General features: G+C 48.0%; 14 protein-coding genes. 5 read left to right on the top strand and 9 right to left on the bottom strand.

Going from position 1 to position 20,362, the window contains the following annotated elements; all coding sequences use genetic code 11:
- Nucleotides 1–29 precede the first annotated feature (29 nt).
- The 3 genes from C942_RS05625 to C942_RS05615 all read right to left on the bottom strand — a co-directional run bounded on the left by C942_RS05625 (nt 30) and on the right by C942_RS05615 (nt 4,134).
- Nucleotides 30–2,042 carry a CocE/NonD family hydrolase gene (locus C942_RS05625; RefSeq protein WP_007463451.1) on the bottom strand — a complete coding sequence of 671 codons (2,013 nt, stop codon included), beginning with the start codon at nt 2,040–2,042 and terminating at the stop codon, nt 30–32.
- Nucleotides 2,014–3,363: an ATP-grasp domain-containing protein gene (locus C942_RS05620; protein WP_007463449.1), complete on the bottom strand. Its 1,350-nt coding sequence runs from the start codon at nt 3,361–3,363 to the stop codon at nt 2,014–2,016. Before C942_RS05620 ends, C942_RS05625 begins: the two co-directional genes overlap by 29 nt.
- Before the next feature lie 213 nt (nt 3,364–3,576).
- Nucleotides 3,577–4,134 (bottom strand): hypothetical protein, encoded by a 558-nt coding sequence (locus tag C942_RS05615; protein ID WP_007463447.1) that lies wholly within the window; start codon nt 4,132–4,134, stop codon nt 3,577–3,579.
- A 174-nt stretch (nt 4,135–4,308) separates the two neighbouring features.
- Here C942_RS05615 and C942_RS05610 point away from each other — a divergent pair, with 174 nt between their 5' ends.
- Nucleotides 4,309–4,488: a hypothetical protein gene (locus C942_RS05610; protein ID WP_007463444.1), complete on the top strand. Its 180-nt coding sequence runs from the start codon at nt 4,309–4,311 to the stop codon at nt 4,486–4,488.
- A 54-nt stretch (nt 4,489–4,542) separates the two neighbouring features.
- On the opposite strand, the gene C942_RS05605 is transcribed toward C942_RS05610, so the two are convergent.
- Nucleotides 4,543–5,814, bottom strand: a complete 1,272-nt coding sequence (locus tag C942_RS05605; RefSeq protein ID WP_007463442.1) for a D-amino acid dehydrogenase — start codon at nt 5,812–5,814, stop codon at nt 4,543–4,545.
- Between the two features lie 121 nt (nt 5,815–5,935).
- Between C942_RS05605 and C942_RS05600 the strand changes: the two genes are divergently transcribed.
- The gene (locus C942_RS05600; RefSeq protein ID WP_007463440.1) at nt 5,936–6,844 is read left to right on the top strand and encodes a LysR substrate-binding domain-containing protein; all 909 of its coding nucleotides are present in this window, start codon (nt 5,936–5,938) and stop codon (nt 6,842–6,844) included.
- On the opposite strand, the gene C942_RS05595 is transcribed toward C942_RS05600, so the two are convergent.
- The 3 genes from C942_RS05595 to C942_RS05585 all read right to left on the bottom strand — a co-directional run bounded on the left by C942_RS05595 (nt 6,828) and on the right by C942_RS05585 (nt 11,049).
- On the bottom strand, nt 6,828–7,244 hold the full coding sequence (locus C942_RS05595; RefSeq protein ID WP_007463438.1) for a PaaI family thioesterase: 417 nt from the start codon (nt 7,242–7,244) through the stop codon (nt 6,828–6,830). The two genes, C942_RS05600 and C942_RS05595, sit on opposite strands and share 17 nt — an antisense overlap.
- A 285-nt stretch (nt 7,245–7,529) precedes the next feature.
- A complete protein-coding gene (locus tag C942_RS05590; RefSeq protein WP_007463436.1) occupies nt 7,530–9,257 on the bottom strand; it encodes an ABC transporter ATP-binding protein in 1,728 nt (575 codons plus the stop codon).
- The gene (locus C942_RS05585) at nt 9,250–11,049 is read right to left on the bottom strand and encodes an ABC transporter ATP-binding protein (protein ID WP_036798861.1); all 1,800 of its coding nucleotides are present in this window, start codon (nt 11,047–11,049) and stop codon (nt 9,250–9,252) included. The genes C942_RS05590 and C942_RS05585 overlap by 8 nt, the downstream gene beginning before the upstream one ends.
- Nucleotides 11,050–12,043: 994 nt before the next feature.
- Between C942_RS05585 and C942_RS05580 the strand changes: the two genes are divergently transcribed.
- A complete protein-coding gene (locus C942_RS05580) occupies nt 12,044–14,371 on the top strand; it encodes a cytochrome c peroxidase (RefSeq protein WP_007463433.1) in 2,328 nt (775 codons plus the stop codon).
- Between the two features lie 70 nt (nt 14,372–14,441).
- Here the strand turns inward: C942_RS05580 and C942_RS05575 are convergent, their stop codons facing one another.
- Nucleotides 14,442–15,356 (bottom strand): 3'(2'),5'-bisphosphate nucleotidase CysQ family protein, encoded by a 915-nt coding sequence (locus tag C942_RS05575; RefSeq protein WP_007463431.1) that lies wholly within the window; start codon nt 15,354–15,356, stop codon nt 14,442–14,444.
- A complete protein-coding gene (locus tag C942_RS05570) occupies nt 15,353–16,357 on the bottom strand; it encodes a phosphotransferase (protein WP_007463429.1) in 1,005 nt (334 codons plus the stop codon). The genes C942_RS05575 and C942_RS05570 overlap by 4 nt, the downstream gene beginning before the upstream one ends.
- A gap of 191 nt (nt 16,358–16,548) precedes the next feature.
- Between C942_RS05570 and xdhA the strand changes: the two genes are divergently transcribed.
- Together xdhA and xdhB are read left to right on the top strand one after the other, a co-directional pair.
- Entirely contained in the window at nt 16,549–17,991 is a 1,443-nt protein-coding gene (gene xdhA / locus C942_RS05565; protein ID WP_007463427.1) for a xanthine dehydrogenase small subunit, read from the top strand.
- Nucleotides 17,984–20,344, top strand: a complete 2,361-nt coding sequence (gene xdhB / locus C942_RS05560; RefSeq protein ID WP_007463425.1) for a xanthine dehydrogenase molybdopterin binding subunit — start codon at nt 17,984–17,986, stop codon at nt 20,342–20,344. Before xdhA ends, xdhB begins: the two co-directional genes overlap by 8 nt.
- The last annotated feature ends 18 nt before the right edge of the window (nt 20,345–20,362 follow it).

The following is a 20,362-nucleotide window of genomic DNA, read 5'->3' as shown; positions in this document are numbered from 1 at the left end:
GCTTGTAGCCATATCAATCTTTCAAAAGATCACACTAAATTACGTTTAATACGTAAGTTCCAGTTCTGTGAATACACGCGCTGCTCACCCTCATAAGCGTCAAGTTCAGCATCCAGATAAAAGTAGGATTCATCGCAATGCAGCAGCGTTCGCGTGACGGTTTCAACCGACCAGTCTCCCCGCTCAAATCCCCACCGCCACTCCGTCCGCCCTTTCGGTGACTGAAAGTCATCACACTGATAGGAGTACCATTCTTTTGCTTGGCGGTTGACCACCATATCTATATCTTCGAGCCGATAAGTACCGTTATCGTTAATCACTTCCAGAGTTGATAAGTCCTTATCCAGCTCTCTGATCACCCGCCAATTATGATGCCCCTCCTTCATCTGCTGTTTGGCACCACTGGCTGATTGCTGAACTGGTTCAAATAAAACTGTTTCTTCTCGAGGTGAGCGAACTGGCAGGCTCAGTCGGCCATAACCGGTATAAATTGAAAGCTGAACCGGTTCACCCGGTGGCCAGGCCAAAGGGAAATAGGAAGAAGAAATCGAGAGCCGGATACGATGTCCTACGGGGAACGTTTGAGCCACATCATTCAACTGTACCCGAACTCGATAACGCTTATCGGGTTCAAGTGGTGTCGGCTGTTCATGGCTGTCCCTGTGGGTTAAATTCAGCAGACCATAAGTCACTCGTGAACTTTTGTTATCAGGATGAACATCGCACAATCGCACCGCCAGCATTGCTACAGGTTTATTGGCCGACAATTCCAGTTCAACCACCGGGGCTCCCAGTATTTCTAGCGGAGCTTCCAAAGGGGCGCTAGTAAAGAGTAAAGCCCCTCCGTCCTCTTCACGCTGATCATGCGGCAGATCCGGTGTTGCGCTGTAAGAACACCACTTACCGGCAAATAATCCGGTGCTTAATGGCGATTGTAATACCAACCTTTCTTCAGAAACGCTCTGAGCCTTATCCACCAGACTATATTTTGCTAACAAAAACGTCTCTTCCCCGATATTTTCTGAAGGCCAGGTCGGTTCGCTAACCCAGCGCCCATAGCGCTGATGATAAAAAGTTGATGGCGGCATGCTGTCGAGCATCCAGGCACGCAGCATGGGTTCATCCATAATATTGGTTTCTATCCCCTTCAGCCATTTATCCCACCAGCGAAGGCATTCCTGTAAAAAACCAATTGCAGGCCCCGGCACACCAATATGCGGGTACTTATGGCTCCAGGGGCCGATCAACCCCATCCGTGGTACAGTCAACTTATCGAGTAAGCGAAACACAGCATTACTATAACCGTCGGCCCAACCACTTACTGCCATCACAGGAACAGTAACCTGAGAGAAATCTTCACAAATAGAGCCATGTTTCCAGTACTCATCACGATGCTGGTGCTGTAGCCAGGTATCAAGCCACAACCCGCTCCCCTGAAGACGCTCAAACCACATCTCACGCCATTTTTCACCCACAATCTCAGGATCCGGCGGTAAAGAGTTATAAGCGAACATGGTCGATGCCCATGACAGGTTATCACCCAGTAAACAACCTCCCATGTAGTGAACATCATCGGCATAACGATCGTCAGTCGAACATACACTAACAATCGCTTTAAGGGATATAGGCTGCATGGCTGCAATCTGGAGCCCGTTAAAACCTCCCCAAGAAATCCCTATCATCCCGACATTACCATCACACCAGGACTGCTGTGCTAACCAGTCAATAATGGCAACTCCGTCATCCAGCTCCTGCTGTAAATACTCGTCAGTCATCACACCTTCCGAGTCTCCACTGCCACGAATATCAACCCGGATACAAGCATATCCATGCCCGGCAAAATAGGGATGGAAGGTCTCATCCCTCAGGCGTACACCATCACGTTTACGATAAGGAATATACTCCAGGATAGCGGGAACAGGCCGGGCATCTGCATTTTCTGGCATCCAGATCCGGGCCGCCAAACGAGTGCCATCTGGCATGGGGATCCAAGTATGTTCAATGTGCTGAATCTTATGTGGAAACTGCTCGACAACTGCCATCACTTTTTCCTTCTCTTTTATCGCATGACATACCATCCAATAAAGGACTTAGCTCCAGTCCCAGTGCCTGCTTAACATTATGGTACTTTTCCAGTAATTCATGCTCGCTGTTTCCGCCAATGAACACTTCGGCAATCTCATAGCTATAACTATCCTGATTTATCAAATCAGACAGATGCATCCCTTCATGAACATGCAGTTTAATTTCGCAGCCGGGAAACTCTCTGATAGCCGCCTGTATTTGTTGCTCAGATGGAACCTTGACCACGAATGCGTCACTATGGATTCGCCACATAAACTTCGCGGCATAACTGTACGGTCCTTGTCGGTGAGGAAAGTCTGGCTCTTTACCCAATGCCAGATCCAACATGACCTGATGGTGGGACATCCCATCAACATAATGAAAAAGCGGACAATGTGATTTTGATATCCGGGCATTAACTTCAAGCAGCCAGATGCGATCAGCCTCGCTATCCCAATAAAACTCAATATTGAACGGGCCATTATCATAGCCAATATGCTGAAGGAAGCGCTCAGTAACGGCGATCATCTTCTGCCGAATATGTAACGGAAGCATGGAAGGATATTGATAACGCGAGAAGCTGGAATTATGTTCACCTTCACGGATGGAATCGACAGTACCATAAACACAGCAGCGGCCATGATAAACATACCCTTCCAGGGTACACTGCTGCCCGTTGGATATTATGGATTCAGCAATACAGTAATTGCCGTCGACCGTCTTCACTTCACTTGGTAACTCAGCAAATTGCATCAAGTAGTTAAACGGGTCGGCAAAGCCGGCTATCTTTTGTCGTATTTCTTCAATAGCGGCATGCAACTCACTTTCATTTCGCACCATAAAACCAAGCTGAGAAGAGGCAGCTTTTACCGGTTTGAGCCAATATGGAAAAGGAAGGGATATTTGCTGGCCGGGATGATCACAAAACGGGTCAACGGCACAAAAATCAGGAATGAATTCAGGTATTACCCGACGCTGCTCAAGCCTGCTCCAATATTTATGTTCACATTTCAGTAATGCTTCAAAAGAAGGAGAAGGCAGATCAAATGACCGCCGAAATAAAGGCAACAGGGTACTTACCGGAAAGTCCCAATAACCGACAATCGCATCAACTCGACCCGGAAAACTTTTCAGCTTTTCCAGCCCCTCTTCATAAAGCGAGGGAACAGGCCTCCCGCCTCCCATTTTCACTTCATCGTAATCAAACAGAACGTGAAAACAGTAGTCCTTGGCAGATACCAGCGTTTTCATCAATGACAAATTAAACTCATCTGAGCCCAGAACAAATATATTCTTCACTGTCTGCTCCTTACTCTGAATGCTCAAAGCTTTTAGTCGCTAAACCACAGCATCTGCGTCGCGATCAAAGTATGGCAGCCAAAAGAAGCGAATGAATGATTTATTAGTAACGCCCGTGTGTTAATCCAGTCACGCCAATATGAATATATTGCTTCATTCTCAAAGAAAACAATAACACTCATGGTGTTCTGCCTACTGGAAAGTTAATACACGTTACGGCATCGCGCGTTTTATTTTGTCCCAACGACTCTGTGCTGTAATGAGCCATTGAGGTGGTGCCTTAGCAGTGCCAGCCAGCTTCAACTTGTCATGCGCCAGTGTCACATTGGCCAGCACAATTTCCTGACTCGGCTTAACATCAACCATCAGTACATGCTTGCCGGATTTCAGGACATGTTTAAACCGTCGAAACTGGTAGTGCAATTCCTGAATACCAAACAAACCACCTTCCCAAGTGGTAAGTCCCAGCATCACAATCGCCAGTATCGTAAAGGGAATCCAACCGGCACTTTCAGTAAAACCGGCCAGATAAGCACAGATAAGAACAAAGACCGCAATGCACATCCCCACTACCGCGCCAATTTCTGTTGAGTGGATGACATCATTACGCATATAGGATTTCACTGGGTGAAGATTCTGATGGCTGGCAACCTCGGCGTCATTATCGCTGAGCACATGGATTTGAGGTGAGCTGATACCACTCAGCTCCAGTTCATTTTCCACCAGCTCAAGGTCGTCTAAGTCATCGCTAATGTAAAAGACCCGTTTCATATGGCCTCCCACCTGGTTACGATCCGACATTAGTAATTCAATTTTACTACACAATACCGCAGACACCTGCCCGATCACGGCTGGCGGTTATCATTCTCTGACTTTCTCCTGACACTCACCCAAGCTATAACACATACACTAGCTGATAATTTCATCAATAGATATCAAGCGACAATGAAAAAACTGACTCTGATTAGCATCATTTTCTCAGGCCTTCTGCTAAGCGGCTGCCAGCTCACTCATATTGAAGGCGAAGTCGACGGTGTAAATATCAAAGCCTCTACCAACGACAAAAACCATCATGGCAACGGTAGCTTCTGTCCTCCGGGTCAGGCGAAAAAAGGTAACTGCTAATCAGTACGTTATCTACGAGTAAGTAGCCACAGAGCACTTCAGCAACCATTTTTATCAGCTCGCATAGCGAAATAGATCCAGCCCTACCGGGTCGATATCCGGATCTCTGCCGCTGACAATATCAGCCAAAAGTCGCCCGGAGCCGCAGGCCATAGTCCAGCCCAAAGTGCCATGACCGGTATTGGTGAACAGGTTGGCATAAGGTGTTCTACCGATAACCGGCGTGCCGTCCGGTGTCATAGGACGCAGGCCGGTCCAGAATTCCGTCTTGCTGATATCGCCACCCTGCGGGAACAGATCCTGAATCACCATAGCAATAGTCGCTTTGCGTTTCTCGCTCAGGCTCAGGTCGAACCCAGCCAGCTCTGCCGTTCCGGCTACCCGGATCCGATTATCAAAACGGGTCATGGCAACCTTGTAAGTCTCATCCATCACCGTTGATTGCGGAGCCAGATCAGGCTCGGCAACAGGCATGGTCAGCGAATAACCTTTAACCGGATAAACCGGCATATCCATTCCCTGCGACGATAGTCCCAGCGATGCCAAAACCGACACTGAGTAACACCCCATTGCCACAACATAGGCATCCGCTTTTAATTCTCCGGCACGGGTCTGCACGGATGTAATTTTCCCGTCTTGATGAATGAGCCGGTGTACTTCGGTATCAAACATAAACCGCACTCCTGCCTGCTCTGCCAATGCCGTTAACTGCTGACAGAAAAGATAACAATCACCGGTTTCATCATCCGGCAAGTACAATCCGCCAACTAGCTTGCCTTTCACTTTTGCCAGAGCAGGCTCGACATCAATACAGCCGGCAACATCAAGCAGCTGGTATCGTGTACCGCTGTCAGCCAGTACCTTTATATCTTTAGCAACAGCCTCAACCTGAGCTTCACTACGAAAGACCTGCAAGGTTCCCTTCTGACGTCCTTCATAATTCAGCTTCTGTTGCTGTCGCAATTCCTGCAAGCAATCACGGCTGTAGTTCGCAATCCGTAGCATTCTGGCTTTATTGATCTGGTATTTTTCCTGATTACAGTTAGCCAGCATCTTCGATGCCCACACATACAATTCAGGAGAAACCGACGGTTTAATCTTAAACGGCGCATGCTTTTGCAACAGCCACTTCATGGCTTTCAGCGGAATACCCGGTGCAGCCCAAGGGGATGAATAGCCATAAGAAATCTGACCGGCATTGGCAAAGCTGGTTTCTTCTGCACTTCGACTCTGACGCTCCACCACAGTCACATCATGCCCGGCCAGGGCCAGATACCAGGCTGAGGTTAATCCGATAACTCCGCACCCTAAAACAATGACTTCCATTTCACGACTCTCTTTTAACTGCGACTTAATGAAACAGAGGATGCTTTATTTACATTTACGCAACAATCGATAATATCTAACAGCAGTGTTTAGTTTTTCTAAAAGCAAACCGGAGGAGCCAATGCCAGCAATCAAGAGCAGTACCCTATCAAGCCTGGCAACTTTTGAGGTTACCGCCCGGTTTAGCAGCTTCACCAAGGCAGCTGAACATCTGCACATCACCACCGGAGCTGTCAGCCAGCAAATACGCCAGCTCGAACTACAACTTAATTTCCCATTATTTAACAGGCATTCACGAGGGATAATGCTCACAGAGCAAGGTCAGATGCTTTTCGATGTTGTTCATCAAAGTCTGACAGATATTCAAACCATGATTGCAAAGCTTCAGCAACCGACTGCCGAAGGTGAAATCCGCCTCAAGCTCACACCATCTTTTGCTTATAAATGGCTGGTTCCCAGACTTCAGGATTTCTATCAGCAGCACCCGGAAATCAAGATCCGAACCTTTGCCGAAGGTGCACTGGTTGACCATAGAGAAGCCGGATACGATTTGGTGATTGATTACTGCCGTCAGCCTCATAACAAAGGCGTACTGCTGTTACCTGAAGGGCTACAACCCGTAATGAGTCCGGAATACGAAAAAAGATTTAACTGGAATGATCCGGCCTGCTGGCGACAAGTCACTCTTTTGCATGATGCGATGCCCTGGCGCGACGCCAGGCCGGATTTTGAATGGCGCTATTGGTTTGAAAATATGAATCTCAAAGCAGATAGCGAACAGGGGCACTATTTCAACCGAACTGATATGGCTATGGCGGCAGCTGAAGCCGGACTAGGCGTTGCCATGGCCCGTTGCGCCCTGCTCAAAAACGACCTTACCAGCGGCAAACTGGTTTCTCCGTTTGCACCTGTTTCAGCCAACGCCGGCTACTACCTGATCTCGCATCACCATAACAATGCAATTGAATGCTTCATCGAGTGGCTGCAAAAATCTGCAGAAGCCTGTTCACCATTTACTTCGGTTCAATAAATTTTGCTGTTGCGCGAGCCAATAGCTGCTGCTCGTCGGTAATGCTTGCCTCTAACTGGTAAATTCCCCTGCGCTGCCCCGTCAAACGGGCTTTTAGCCGCACTTTCTGTCCAATCTCTACAGGCGTTGAAAAACGAACTGTCAGCTCAGCCGTCAATGCCTGAATACCCTGGGCAAAAAGACAATGAGTCATCGCCGCATCAAGCAAGGTGCTGATCATGCCACCATGAAGAAAACCGTCATATCCCTGATAGCGAGCACTCACATCAAAAGATGCAGATACTGAACCATCCTGCTGCGGCATAAACGTCAGCCCCAATGAATCGGGGTTATTATCAACGCGACCACAGGCAATACAATTATCGTGGGCCTGCTTTGTTATCTGATACTGCTCCATCATTTTTTCTCTTATCCACTGTTACATACCATCGTCCTATAGAAACCGCAGCTGAGTATTAGCCTTAGTAAAAAACGCTGGTTATTGGCATATGCCAGTTATACGCTTTATTTCTGGCATATGCTAGAAACCTTCACTGAGATCTTTGATTGCACGATACTTCCTGCTGACTTTATGTGGTTGTCATATTCGGCAACCACAAAACAGTCACCATACGATTAACCATACAAACAAACCGCAAAGAAAAAGGCCGCTATCGCGACCTTTGAATTACGTAGCAGGAAAATATCAGCAAGTTGCCAGCGTCCAGCCCTGACTTTGCTGCTGGGCTTGCCACAACTGCTGGTATAAACCGGGATGGCAGACCAACTCCTCATGTCGGCCACACTGAACCACTTCCCCCTGATCCAATACGACTATCTGATCGGCATTAACGATGGTATTCAGACGGTGAGCTATCATGATCACGGTTTTCTCTTTGATCAGTTCACTCAGTGCGATTTGAATTTCACTTTCGTTTTCCGGATCCAATGATGCTGTTGCCTCATCCAACAGAATGATTGGTGCGTCTTTCAAAATGGCCCTGGCAATGGAGAGGCGTTGTTTCTCACCACCGGAAAGTGTCGCGCCGCCCTCGCCGATCATACTGTCCAGCCCGTCCGGTAAGCGGGAGATAAACGACCAGCAACAGGTCGCCTTACAGACTGCCTCAACTTTCTCCCGGCTCGGATTATCCATCCCCAAAGTCAGGTTGTGATAAATAGTATCGTTGAACAGGTAAACATCCTGGAACACCATACTGATATGATCTGCCAGACACTCAGCCGTCAGGTGACGAATATCCTTCCCACCAATCGAAATCACACCGCTATCCACATCCCAGAAGCGAGCCAGCAGGCTGGTGATGGTGGTTTTACCGGAGCCGGACGGGCCGACAAGCGCAGTCAGCGTACCCGGCTTACAGTGTAAATCGACATGCTTGAGTACCACATCATCAATGTAAGAGAAGCTGACATCACTGAACTTAACGTCCGGAGTCAATCTTTGACTGATCATGCCCTGCTTCAGCTCGGGCTCTTGCAAAATAGCCTCAATGCGGTTGGCTGACTGGCGCATAAAACCGTATTCAGCCAGATACATAGCAATAGACATCAGCGGCTTGAAAAAACGACTGGAGACAATCAGGAACAGAACGAAAACCTGCGGTTCCAAATTCCCATCAATAGACAGAAAAACCCCGGTCAGTAACATCACAGCAAATCCCAGTTCGACAAACGAAATGAAACCCAGTGGTGCCAGGCCAACGATGAACTCATGCTTGAGGCTTAAGTGCTGAAGCTCCTTCAGGCGTTTATCCAGCCGGGTAAAGCGCTTACCGGCAAGGTTAAATGCTCGCAACACTTTAATCCCGAGAATGTATTCCATCAAAGATCCGTTCATTTGCCCCAGCAGCTCAAGTAACGCCCGGCTATAGCGGGTGCCGATACGTTTAAGCAGAGTAAACACCACCACAGCAACAGGCAGCCCGATACACATCGCAACCCCAAGTCGCCAGTCTTCAAAAGTCAGACCAATAGCAACCAAACTCACCAAGCTGATAGTGATCACCAGTTGGGCGAACAGGTGAGAGAAAATCTGCTCAGTGAAAGTCACATCCTGCAGCATGGTTGAGTTCAGTTTTCCCGGATCAGTTTTGAGCAAATATCCCATCGGAACCCGTTTCAGCTTCTTCGCCAGGTGATTACGCATATCTACACCAGCGTCATAGCCCAGAGAATGGCCTTCAATCGTCACCTGACGAGCAACAATCACCCTGGCCGCAAAGAGCACAACCATCACACCGCAATATGACCAAATCAGCGTCATATCCGGCGTCACGGCAAACATCTCCCTGATCACTAAATACAGAAACACATATGGCAAGCCTGTCAGCAATGCTTCAACAAAACCTAAACCAATATTCCGACCGAGGTTCAGGTTGTCATTTCCTGTCAGCAGCTTCATTTGACTAAGCATTGATCAACTCCTCTTGCTGGTGTGACTCATTCTGACGAACTGTTCGGGTAGAGAGTTCCCACAGGCGGGATTGTTGGTGAGATGCCCAAAGCGTCTGATAAACGTCATTTGACTCAAGCAGCTGCTCATGAGTACCGCTACCGACAAGACATCCCTGATCCATCACCAAAATATTATCGGCACCGACAATAGTAGAAAGACGGTGAGCAATGACAAAGACCGTTTTATTGGCAATCAAACGGCTAAGGGCTGACTGGATCTGTGCCTGATTATTGGCATCGGCATAGGCCGTCGCTTCATCGAGGATCAGGATCGGCGCATCCTTAAGCACCGCACGGGCAATAGCGATCCGCTGTTTTTCACCGCCACTTAAGGTTACCGTTTCACCAAGCTGAGTGTCATAGCTATCCGGCAAGGCCGAGATAAACTCATGGGCCTGAGCCGCTTTGGCTGCTGCAATAATCTGCTCATCCGTGGCCTTTATACCCATCGCAATGTTATCGCGCACCGACTGACCGAGCATGAAACTGTCCTGAAAGACAAAAGCCACCTGGTTCATTAAAACCTCACTGCCCAGGCTGCAGATATTCTTTCCGCCAATCTTAATTTCACCGTCACTAACATCCCAGAACCGAGCAAGCAACATGGCTATGGTTGACTTACCGGCACCGGAAGGGCCGACAATTGCGGTAAGGGTTCCTTGCGGTGCACTAAAGCTGACATTCGACAACACCTCCGGCCCCTGTTTTTCATAACGGAAACTGACATTGGAAAAATCAACACCGGCATCAGCAGGGGTACTTGCCTGGTTCGGCTCAGATAACTCTGGCGTTTCCAGCAAATCCTGTAATCGGTTAACACCTTCGAAGATTTGGTTGAGGTAACCGCTCAGCATACAGAGGTTATACAGCGGCTCCATCATGCCGACCCCCAGTAAAATACAAAGAGTGAAAGCAGCGATATCCAGGGAGCCCTGGCTCCAGAAATAAACACCAACAGGCAACAGAACCAACAGCCCGCAATCAAGCAAGGTTTTGAATGCCGCAAACGGCCAGCCGGAGTCTTTAATCCAGTTCATTACCAACTCACGGTATGCGGCGAGACTGTCGGTAAACAGAGTATGTGGCTTACCACCGGCATTAAACGCCCGGATAACAGGCATAGCTCTTACGTACTCAATAACACTGGCATTAAGTTGCTCAAGGGTTTCGTGATAGCGCTGGGTCTTTTCTTCCACACCACGGTACAAAAAGCCCTGGCTGATAATCGCTAGCGGTAACGGTATGAGCGCAACCAGCGCCATACGCCAGTCAACCGCCAACATATAAATGAAGACCACCAGCGGGGTAATCAGTGCCGATGCGGTATCCGGTAAATGGTGGGCCACAAACAGCTCAATCCGCTCAACATCTTCCGACAGGATTTTTTTCACCTGACCTGAGCTGCGCTGACTGAAAAAGCCGAGTGGCAACTTTGCCATATGGCCTAGCGCCAAAGTCCGAACTTTGTACTGAATAGCAAAAGCAGACTTATGGGAAAGCATAAGGGCGACCATCATCAGTGCATAGCGAATCAGCATGCAGACTACAGCCAAACCACACCAAAGAAAGATCTCCGCAGCCGCCAGTTCACCACCCAATAAGTGATCAAGAACAAGATAAACAAAATAGAAGGGAGCCAGTGCAAACACCGCGCTGACACTGGCAAGTAACATCGAAAACCACAGCTTGACTTTATGCTCGGCAGCTACCTGAAAAAGCCACCGGAGACTACCCATCGCTCCACGGTTCATTTAACACTCCTTATTAAATTCACCTGCACAACCAAGTCGTTTTCATAAGAAACCGACATGCAGGCGCAACTACTGACGGCATTCAATTGAATGCCGCCAATTCTCGGTCGGGGGATATCAGGAAAGAATCCGGCACCGATCTGATCACTGACAAAGGCAATTCAGATCTGGTCTGGTGTCGTCATTGATGCTGGCGGCGTAAGGCGCAGAACTGCTACTGCCAAAGCAGTGAACATATAAGAATGATAACAATTATCAATAGCGATTAATTCTAACGAATTATGAAACAACGAGCAAAGATTGTTAGGCAATATTGCATTACCAAAAGCGTTTATGTCATCGACATCACACTTATTAGAACTGAGGTGAAATTCAGCATCACTAAAACCAACATTATTGCCCTGATACTAATTGACAATTTTAGCTCTGACTTATTCCTAATAAGATTACAAAACTTGAGGCGGGATGTATTAAGTTAATATCAATATGTAAAAATGAGACACTAAATTTTTATTATTAATTTTTCCATTATGACTAAATTTGACAAACTTAAATTCAATACAAAAGTACAACCATGTATTCAAAACAAGGCAAATAATCTTGTCACGATTAAAAATCTATTAACAAGAAATTATTATAGATAATACACTATCGGAACAATTGAGACCCGAATCACGCTTGAAGCAACCACCATTAATCCATTGATATTACTAGATCACCACAAATAGATATTGAGGTAAGAGAAAAACATCAGAAAGAAAAACAATTCAAATTCAACTTTTAACTCCAACAAAAACTCACTAAACACTTTTTGATTTTTAATATTTTAGCGTAAGTTTTTTATATCACTTTAAATATTAGGGATATTTAATATTAATTAAATTATCACAAAGTTGATAAATGAGACTGGACCATTTTGCCATTATGAATAACGCGGGCGCACAACTCGTAATTTTTGAAGATATATATGGCGAATGGACGCCAGGAGCATACGATGAATAATAATAAGCTGAATAGACGGCACCGACTTGGTGTGCTGATTGCCGCAGGGTGTATACTCGGGCTTTCAAACAGCCTGGTTCATGCAGAAGTAGAGCCAGCTCCCTCATCACTCCCTATCAGTTCTCTGAAAGGTGTTCTGCCAGCACCTGTACCGGGGTTAGATAAATACATCAAAGATAAACAGGCCGCAATAGATCTTGGTAAAGCTTTCTTCTGGGACATGCAGGTAGGCAGCCAGGGGCAAAGTTGTGGTAGTTGTCACTTCCATGCCGGAGCTGATAGCCGAACCAAAAATCAGTTAAGTCCGGGATTAAGGCATACAGACGAGTCACTTCAAGAGGTATTCAACCCAACCCTTTCCGGTGGTCATGGCGGCCCCAACTATAACCTTCTAGCCTCAGACTTTCCTTTCAGGAAATATGAAAACCCGGATGACAGAAAATCAAAAGTACTCTTTGACACTGATGATGTCTCCTCTTCTCAAGGTGTCTTTGCCTCCACCTTTATTGATTTATCAGGAAACAGTTACCCGAAAGAATTTGATGATGGCAGCGAAAACTGTACAACAGATGCAGATATTTTCAGTATCAGCCATGTTGCATTACGAAAAGTCGAACCACGAAATACGCCGACGGTAATTAATGCTATTTTCAATTTCCGTAACTTCTGGGACGGCAGGGCCAATAACGTCTTTAACGGTGTCGATCCGTTCGGTTTGCGAAATAAAAACGCTCATGTACTCCGTTTTGATAAGAAAACCGCCAAACTGGTTCCTCACAAAGTAGCTCTGATTAACTCCAGCGCCGCCTCCCAAGCTGTAGGTCCGGTAGTCAGCACATTCGAAATGGCCTGTAAGGACAAAACATTCAAAATCACGGGCCGAAAACTTATCGATGCTAAACCTCTTGCTTTGCAAGAAGTCGATAAGTATGACAGCCGTCTGGGTACCTTGAGTGCTTATCCGGGCAAAGGCCTGACAACAACTTACCGCTCAATGATAATGAAAGCCTTCCACGATGATTTCTGGATGAGTAAGGAAATGACCGATGGCTTTACCCAGATGGAAAACAACTTTTCTCTGTTCTGGGGACTCGCCATCCAGATGTATGAAAGTACATTAGTGTCTGACGACTCTCCGTTTGATCGTTATATGGCAGGTGATTCATCAGCGCTCAATGAATCAGAGCTGAAAGGCATGGCTCTTTTCATTGGGAAAGGAAATTGTGCAAATTGTCACAGCGGTCCTGAATTATCCAAAGCGGCAACTCACCTGATAGGGGAAGAAGAGGAAGAAGGCCTGGTTGAAAGGATGTTCATGGCAGACGGCAACATCGCACTCTATGATAACGGCTTCTACAACATCGGCGTTCGACCAACGAAAGAAGACATTGGTCTTGGCGGAAAAGACCAATGGGGTAACTCATTATCCTTTACCGAACAAGCCAAAGAGATAGCCGCTGGCAAAAATGTACCTGACAACTTCCAGGTAGACCCGTCAACCTTCGAAGAAGGGAAAGGTATACCGGTTGATCCGAATGAACGAGATGCTGTATTTGGTTCATTCAAAGTTCCTGGACTACGTAATGTTGCGCTGACCGCCCCGTACATGCACAACGGCGGGATGTCATCTCTGTTGCAGGTTGTAAACTTCTACAACCGTGGCGGTAACCGCTTCGGCGATCACTCCAATGATTCAACAGGTTTTGACGGTAACAGCTCAACATCGAACCTGGATCCGGATATTCGCGAGCTGGAGCTAACCCATGAAGAAAAACTTCACTTGGTTGCCTTCATGGAAGCACTGACTGATGACCGCGTTCGTTGGGAGAAAGCTCCTTTTGACCGTCCACAGCTTTTCGTTCCAGTAGGCGGATTTGGTGACGAAAAAACCGTGACTGATGATGGTACAGGTCGTTCAGTTGAAGAATGGCTGGAGCTTCCGGCTATTGGTAAAAAAGGCCGTTCAGCTAAAAAGCTACCAGAGCTTAAGCCATTCCTTGGCGGCGGTGAAGTTGATGATCATGGCGAACCAGTGAAAGCCACGGTAGCTGTGGATGATCACATCACCGACTCATACCTTGGCGGCATCACAGTCAATGTTCTCAGCAATGATATTGCCGGTGCGCACCCAATTGATGCAGGTTCAGTTGTTGTCGTCGATGGGCCGGATGCTCGCTATGGTGAACTGACCAATAATGGCGACGGTACCTTCCACTATCGCGTGTTCTTAGTGAAAGACGCAACTTTCACTTATAAAGTGATGGATGAAAAAGGTAATGTCTCAAATGTTGCGACAGTAAACATCAAAGTAACGTTCTAAGAAATAATATTGGTAATCATTAAACAGGACGAGGCCTCACGGCCTCCGTCCTTTCATTTCATGACATGTCTTACTGGTCGCATTCCTGAGCCAGTTGCAGCACAGCTTGGTGGTTTACGCCGCTGCTGTAAATTGCCCCTTTGTGATTCATAAAGTTTGAATCTCTGCGATTCAGATCCAAGGATGCACCGAAAACATCTGTAGCACTGACGGCACCGCAAGCCTGAGCGATCGCCGCCGTCGCACTGAAGTCCCACAGGCTGCCACCGCCTTTACACGGCTTGGGTAGTTTGAAATAACAGGCAGGCGCATTTTCCATCACCCCAATCGCGTTCATCACCGCACCGCAGGTATTAACCACTTGCATACCATCCAAACCCTGTTGATGAACCAGAGCTTCGAGCTGTTCGATACAAACCGGATAGCGCGGATCAGACTGAAAACTGCGATCGACAAACAAGGTAAAAATACAGTTGTTCTCTTTGCCCAGCCAAAGCTCACCGTTTTTCAGCACCAGTCTTTTCTCCGGTGCATTAAGCGGATTAAGCGCTTGATAGAGATCCCCTGTCGCCGGATTGTAAATCACACCAAGCACCGGCCAGCCAGACTGCGCCACCAGAGCAATGGAAACCGCAAAACCATCTGAACCTTCAATAAAAGGCAAAGTGCCATCAAGAGGGTCGATACACCAGAAATGCGATTTTCTGAATCGGGCATGCCCGGAGACATCATTCTCGCTGGCATTTTCTTCACCCAATAGCGCTAAATCGTACTTTTCAATACCCGGCTCAAGTACTTCAAAAATGAGCTTTTGACTATCCAGATCAACCTGAGTCACTACCTGAGCGCTCAAACTGGTTCCGCCAGCTTTATGGTTAACTTGCAACTGCGTCCGGTCAAAGCCGGCGATAAATTTACCGGCTTTTAACGCGGCTTCTGTTGCCTGTTCAAGTAACAACTCAAGATCATCAACCATTAAAATCATAACAACACTCCCAGTTGCACCAGAGCCTGTCGGGTCAACGCTTCAGTATAGGGATTGATTTTCCAGTGATCCGGGCACCAACCTTTAACGAATCGTTGAAAATCGGCCCATGCCACGCAATAGAGCGGCCGCCATTCCTGCTCAACCTGATTCGGCTCAACCTGCGGCTGAAAGTCAGCCAGTGCTCGTTTTAGCTCATCGAAATAGTGATCCAACAGTGACGGAACACGCTGCGGGCATTCTTCAAACGGCACACTGCTGCTGATGAACAAAATCACGTCTTTCATTCCACAACCTTTACCGACATATTGAAAATCGACCGCCGCAACTTTGCTGCCGTCAGGAGTAAAACAAAAGTTCGCCAGCTTGGCATCACCATGAACCAGAGTCTGATAACGGCATTGCTTCAAAGACTGGTCAATCAACCCGGCGGCTTGTTTAAGAGGCTCATCCATCAATGCTTTCAGCTCATCAGGGCGGGTCTCCAGATGCCAATAGGTTCCGGTCTGCCACAATCCGTCAGGCTCAATGCCCAGGTGTTGTGCATGAAAATGTGCCAACCAGCTCAGACAGGCTTTTACCTGCACAGAGTTCGCAGCTTTGTGAACCTCACTGAAACCAAGTGTTCCGAGATCCTCCAGAACCAGTAAGATTTCCTCATCCTGCGCTTCAACAAACAGACAACGAGGCACCGGACACTCAGGTGCACACTGATTAGCAAACTGCTGATACCAGTTCACCTCAACCTGATAAGAATGCAATTTTCGCTGGTGAGAAAGAGCGGTATTCCATCCGCGCGGATGATTTTCCGGTTGAGGCAACCTGATGTGTTTTACGATCACTGACGCGTAGCGTCCACCAGTTAGGGTTGCACGAAATAACTCACCATAGCCCCCCCAGAGCGACTGGATAACTTGGGTTTGCTGTATGCTTTCGGCATCAACAGCCTGAACAACTTTTTGCAAGATCTCTGCTCGCAAAATCTCTGCCGGGATTGCCATGCTTTACCTTCATTTGTGAAAAACCGGATTTATGGAAAAACCGGAGCTGAAAAACATTGGTGACAGTGTACTAAACCTCGCATTTATCACCCATAAGATCTTCCACCAGTCGGCCTGATACTGCCCGTAAAACTGCCATACTTGTGTAAGTCAAAAATGAATGCCAACTAAGCCAGATCCAAGGAGTTCTCTTGATTAAGTTCTTACTCAACCATGAACTTCGGGAAGAAGAACAACTCCCGCCCGAAATGACGGTATTGAATTACCTGCGAACACAGATCCATAAAATCGGCACCAAAGAGGGATGCGGTTCAGGTAATTGCGGAACCTGCACTGTGGTACTGGGCGAACTGGTCAACGGCAAACTTTTTTACCGTGCGGTCAATGCATGCCTGGTTTTTGTTTCCGCCCTCCACGGCAAACAATTAATCACGGTTGAAGGGCTAAAAGAACAAGATGGCTCACTCCACCCAATTCAGCAGGCACTGCTTGATCATCACAGCTCTCAATGCGGCTTTTGCACACCAGGCGTAGCGATGTCGATGTTTGCGCTGTGTAAAAACACTCCCCGCCCTAAAAGGCAAGACGTTATCTCAGCATTGGCCGGAAACCTCTGCCGTTGTACCGGTTATCGTCCAATCCTTGATGCAGCACTATCGGCAGGTGAAAGGGCTCCTTTTGACGATCACTTTGACAGAAAGATGCAATCCACTGTCGGTATTCTCAGCAGCATTCAAAATGAGCCCGGCAGCATCGAACAGGACAATCGATTCTGTTATATCCCCACCTCCACCGATGAGCTGGCAAAACTACTCCTGATGGAGCCACTGGCAAAGATTGTCGCCGGAGGTACAGATTTGGCTTTGGAGGTCACTCAACGCCACCGTGAAATCGCTCCCCTGATCGATATCAGCCAGGTAGCTGATATGAAAAACATTATCGAAACAGATGATCAGATCATTATCGGAGCCAATGTCCCACTCAGTGACTGCTACGACATCCTTAAAAAATATTATCCCGATTTCGGTGCGATGCTCGACCGCTTTGCCTCACAGCAGATCCGCAATCTTGGCACCTTAGGCGGCAATATCGCCAATGCCTCTCCGATTGGTGATACCCCGCCGCTGCTGATCGCACTCGGAGCCGACATTACCCTGCACCGGGACATAGAATCACGGACACTGCCGATTGAACGCGCTTTCATGGGATATAAAAAAACCGCAGTTTTACCCTCGGAATTTATCGAAAAAATCAGCATCCCAAAACCAAACGGACCAAGTGAATTCCGAGCCTACAAAGTATCGAAACGCCTTGGCGACGATATTTCAACTGTCTGTGGCGGCTTCAATATCGGCATCGAAAACGGCATCGTCACTTCAGCCTGTATTGCCTTTGGCGGCATGGCCGAGATCCCCAAACGCGCCCGCCATTGTGAAAAAAAGCTCGTCGGCAATAGCTGGAGCCATGAAACCATCAACGAAGCAATTCACGCGCTGGATTCCGATTTCAGTCCAATTTCAGACCTGCGGGCCAGTGCCGCCTATCGTCGAGAAGTCGCCGCTAACATGCTCTGGCGCTTCTTCATCGAACAACAGCATCGCCAAACTGAAATCAGGGTGACCAATTATGGCTAGTCGCAAACATTCTCCCTCAGAGGCTGACAGCCTAGCCTCGGGAAGTGAGCAACAATTATCGACCGGCGTCGGCCACAGCGTCCGCCACGAAAGTGCCGTCAAACATGCCAGCGGCGAAGCGATTTATGTTGACGATCGCCCTGAGTTTCCCGACCAACTCCACCTCTATGCCCTACTCAGTCCCCATGCCCATGCTGAAATCACAAGAATAGATACCAGCCCCTGCTATGATTTTGAGGGCGTGGAAAAAGTAATCAGTGCCAGTGATATTCCCGGAGAAATCGATATCGGCACCATTTTCCCCGGCGACCCTCTCTTAGCTGACGGTAAAGTAGAATACGTTGGTCAGCCCGTACTGCTTGTAGCTGCCACTGATCCCGAAACAGCTTATTTAGCCGCTCAGGAAGCCATTATCGAATACCAGCCGCTTCCTGCAATTCTCGATATCAAAACCGCCCTGGCGAAAAATCACTTCGTTAACGACAGCCACTGGCAAAAACGGGGAGATGCGAAAAATGCGATTAGCAAAGCTCCCCATATTCTGAGTGGTGAAATTCACATCGGCGGACAGGAACACCTCTATTTAGAGCCCCATGCCAGCTTTGCTGTGCCAACTGAGGACGGCGGCATGGTGGTTTACGCATCAACCCAAAACCCGACCGATGTGCAAAAACAGGTCGCCAAAATTTTGGGCACTCCAATGCGTAACGTGGTTGTCGATACCCGCAGGATCGGCGGTGGCTTCGGAGGCAAAGAGACTCAGGCGGCGGGGCCCGCCTGTATGGCGGCTTTAGCTGCTCACCTCACCGGGAAGCCGACGAAAATCCGTCTTTACCGAACCGAAGATATGATGATGACAGGAAAACGCCATCCTTTCTGTAATCACTACACGGTTGGTTTCGACGATGATGGCAGGATCATAGGCGCTGACATCACACTGGCGAGCAACTGCGGTTACTCGCCGGATCTCTCGGCAGCCATTATCGACCGCGCCATGTTCCACTGTGACAATGCTTACTATCTGGGTGACGTCAGCATTACCGCCCACTGCTGCAAAACCAATATCGCTTCGAATACCGCCTGCCGTGGATTTGGAGCACCTCAGGCTATGGTCACCATTGAAACGGTTATGGACGAAATTGCCAGCAGGCTTGGCAAAGATCCGCTCGAAGTCCGCAAGTTAAATTATTACGACGGCGAAGGGCGCAATATCACCCACTATGGCCAGGAAGTAAGACATAACTTGCTAAATAAAATTACCGAACAATTAGAAACCAGCAGTGACTATCATGCCCGGCGCAAAGCAATCAGCGATTTCAACAAAAACAGTCCGATACTGAAAAAAGGGCTGGCGCTCACCCCTGTCAAATTCGGTATTTCCTTTACAGCCTCTTTCCTAAACCAGGCCGGTGCCCTGATCCATATCTATACCGATGGCAGTATCCATCTCAATCACGGCGGGACAGAAATGGGGCAGGGGCTGAACACCAAAATTGCCCAGATTGTGGCGGAAGAATTTCAGGTCGATATCAACCAGATCCAAATCACGGATACCGCCACCGACAAAGTGCCGAATACCTCGGCAACAGCGGCTTCCTCCGGTGCCGACCTAAACGGCAAAGCGGCACAAACTGCCGCCAGAGCGATTAAACAGCGCCTGATCACATTTGCCGGTGAACATTTTCATGTCGCAGAAGAACAAATCAGCTTCCGCAATGGATCAGTTCACATCGACAAGCAGGTGATGCCTTTTGCCAACCTGATAGCACTGGCGTACCTGCATCAGATTTCGCTATCAAGCACAGGCTTTTACCGCACACCCGGCGTTCACTACGATGAAAACACAGCACAGGGACATCCTTTTTATTACTACGCCTTTGGGGCCGCCTGCTCCGAAGTCATTATTGATACCCTGACAGGTGAATACAAAATATTACGCGCAGATCTGTGCCATGACGTTGGCTCATCGCTGAACCCGGCGCTGGACAAAGGTCAGGTAGAAGGCGGATTTATCCAGGGGGTCGGATGGCTCACATCAGAAGAACTCATCTGGGATAAGCATGGCAGACTAAGCACCAACAGCCCGGCCAACTACAAGATCCCGACTATTGCCGATATTCCCGTCGAATTTCGAACACAACTACTGGAGCATAACACCAACCCGGAAGAAACCATTTTCCATTCCAAAGCGGTCGGGGAACCTCCTTTCATGCTGGCGATCTCGGTGTTAAGTGCACTGAAAAATGCGATTTCCTATACTTCCGAAAGTGGTGAAATCCCTAAGCTCGATACTCCAGCAACCCCGGAACGCGTGCTGTGGGCGATCAAAAGTCTGCAAAAACCCAAGACATAACCCAGCCACTGTTACTGA

Source organism: Photobacterium marinum (assembly GCF_000331515.1).
Classification (GTDB): domain Bacteria; phylum Pseudomonadota; class Gammaproteobacteria; order Enterobacterales; family Vibrionaceae; genus Photobacterium; species Photobacterium marinum.
The sequence above is the reverse complement of the archived record's forward strand: the minus strand, read 5'-3'. Positions and strand labels throughout refer to the sequence as shown.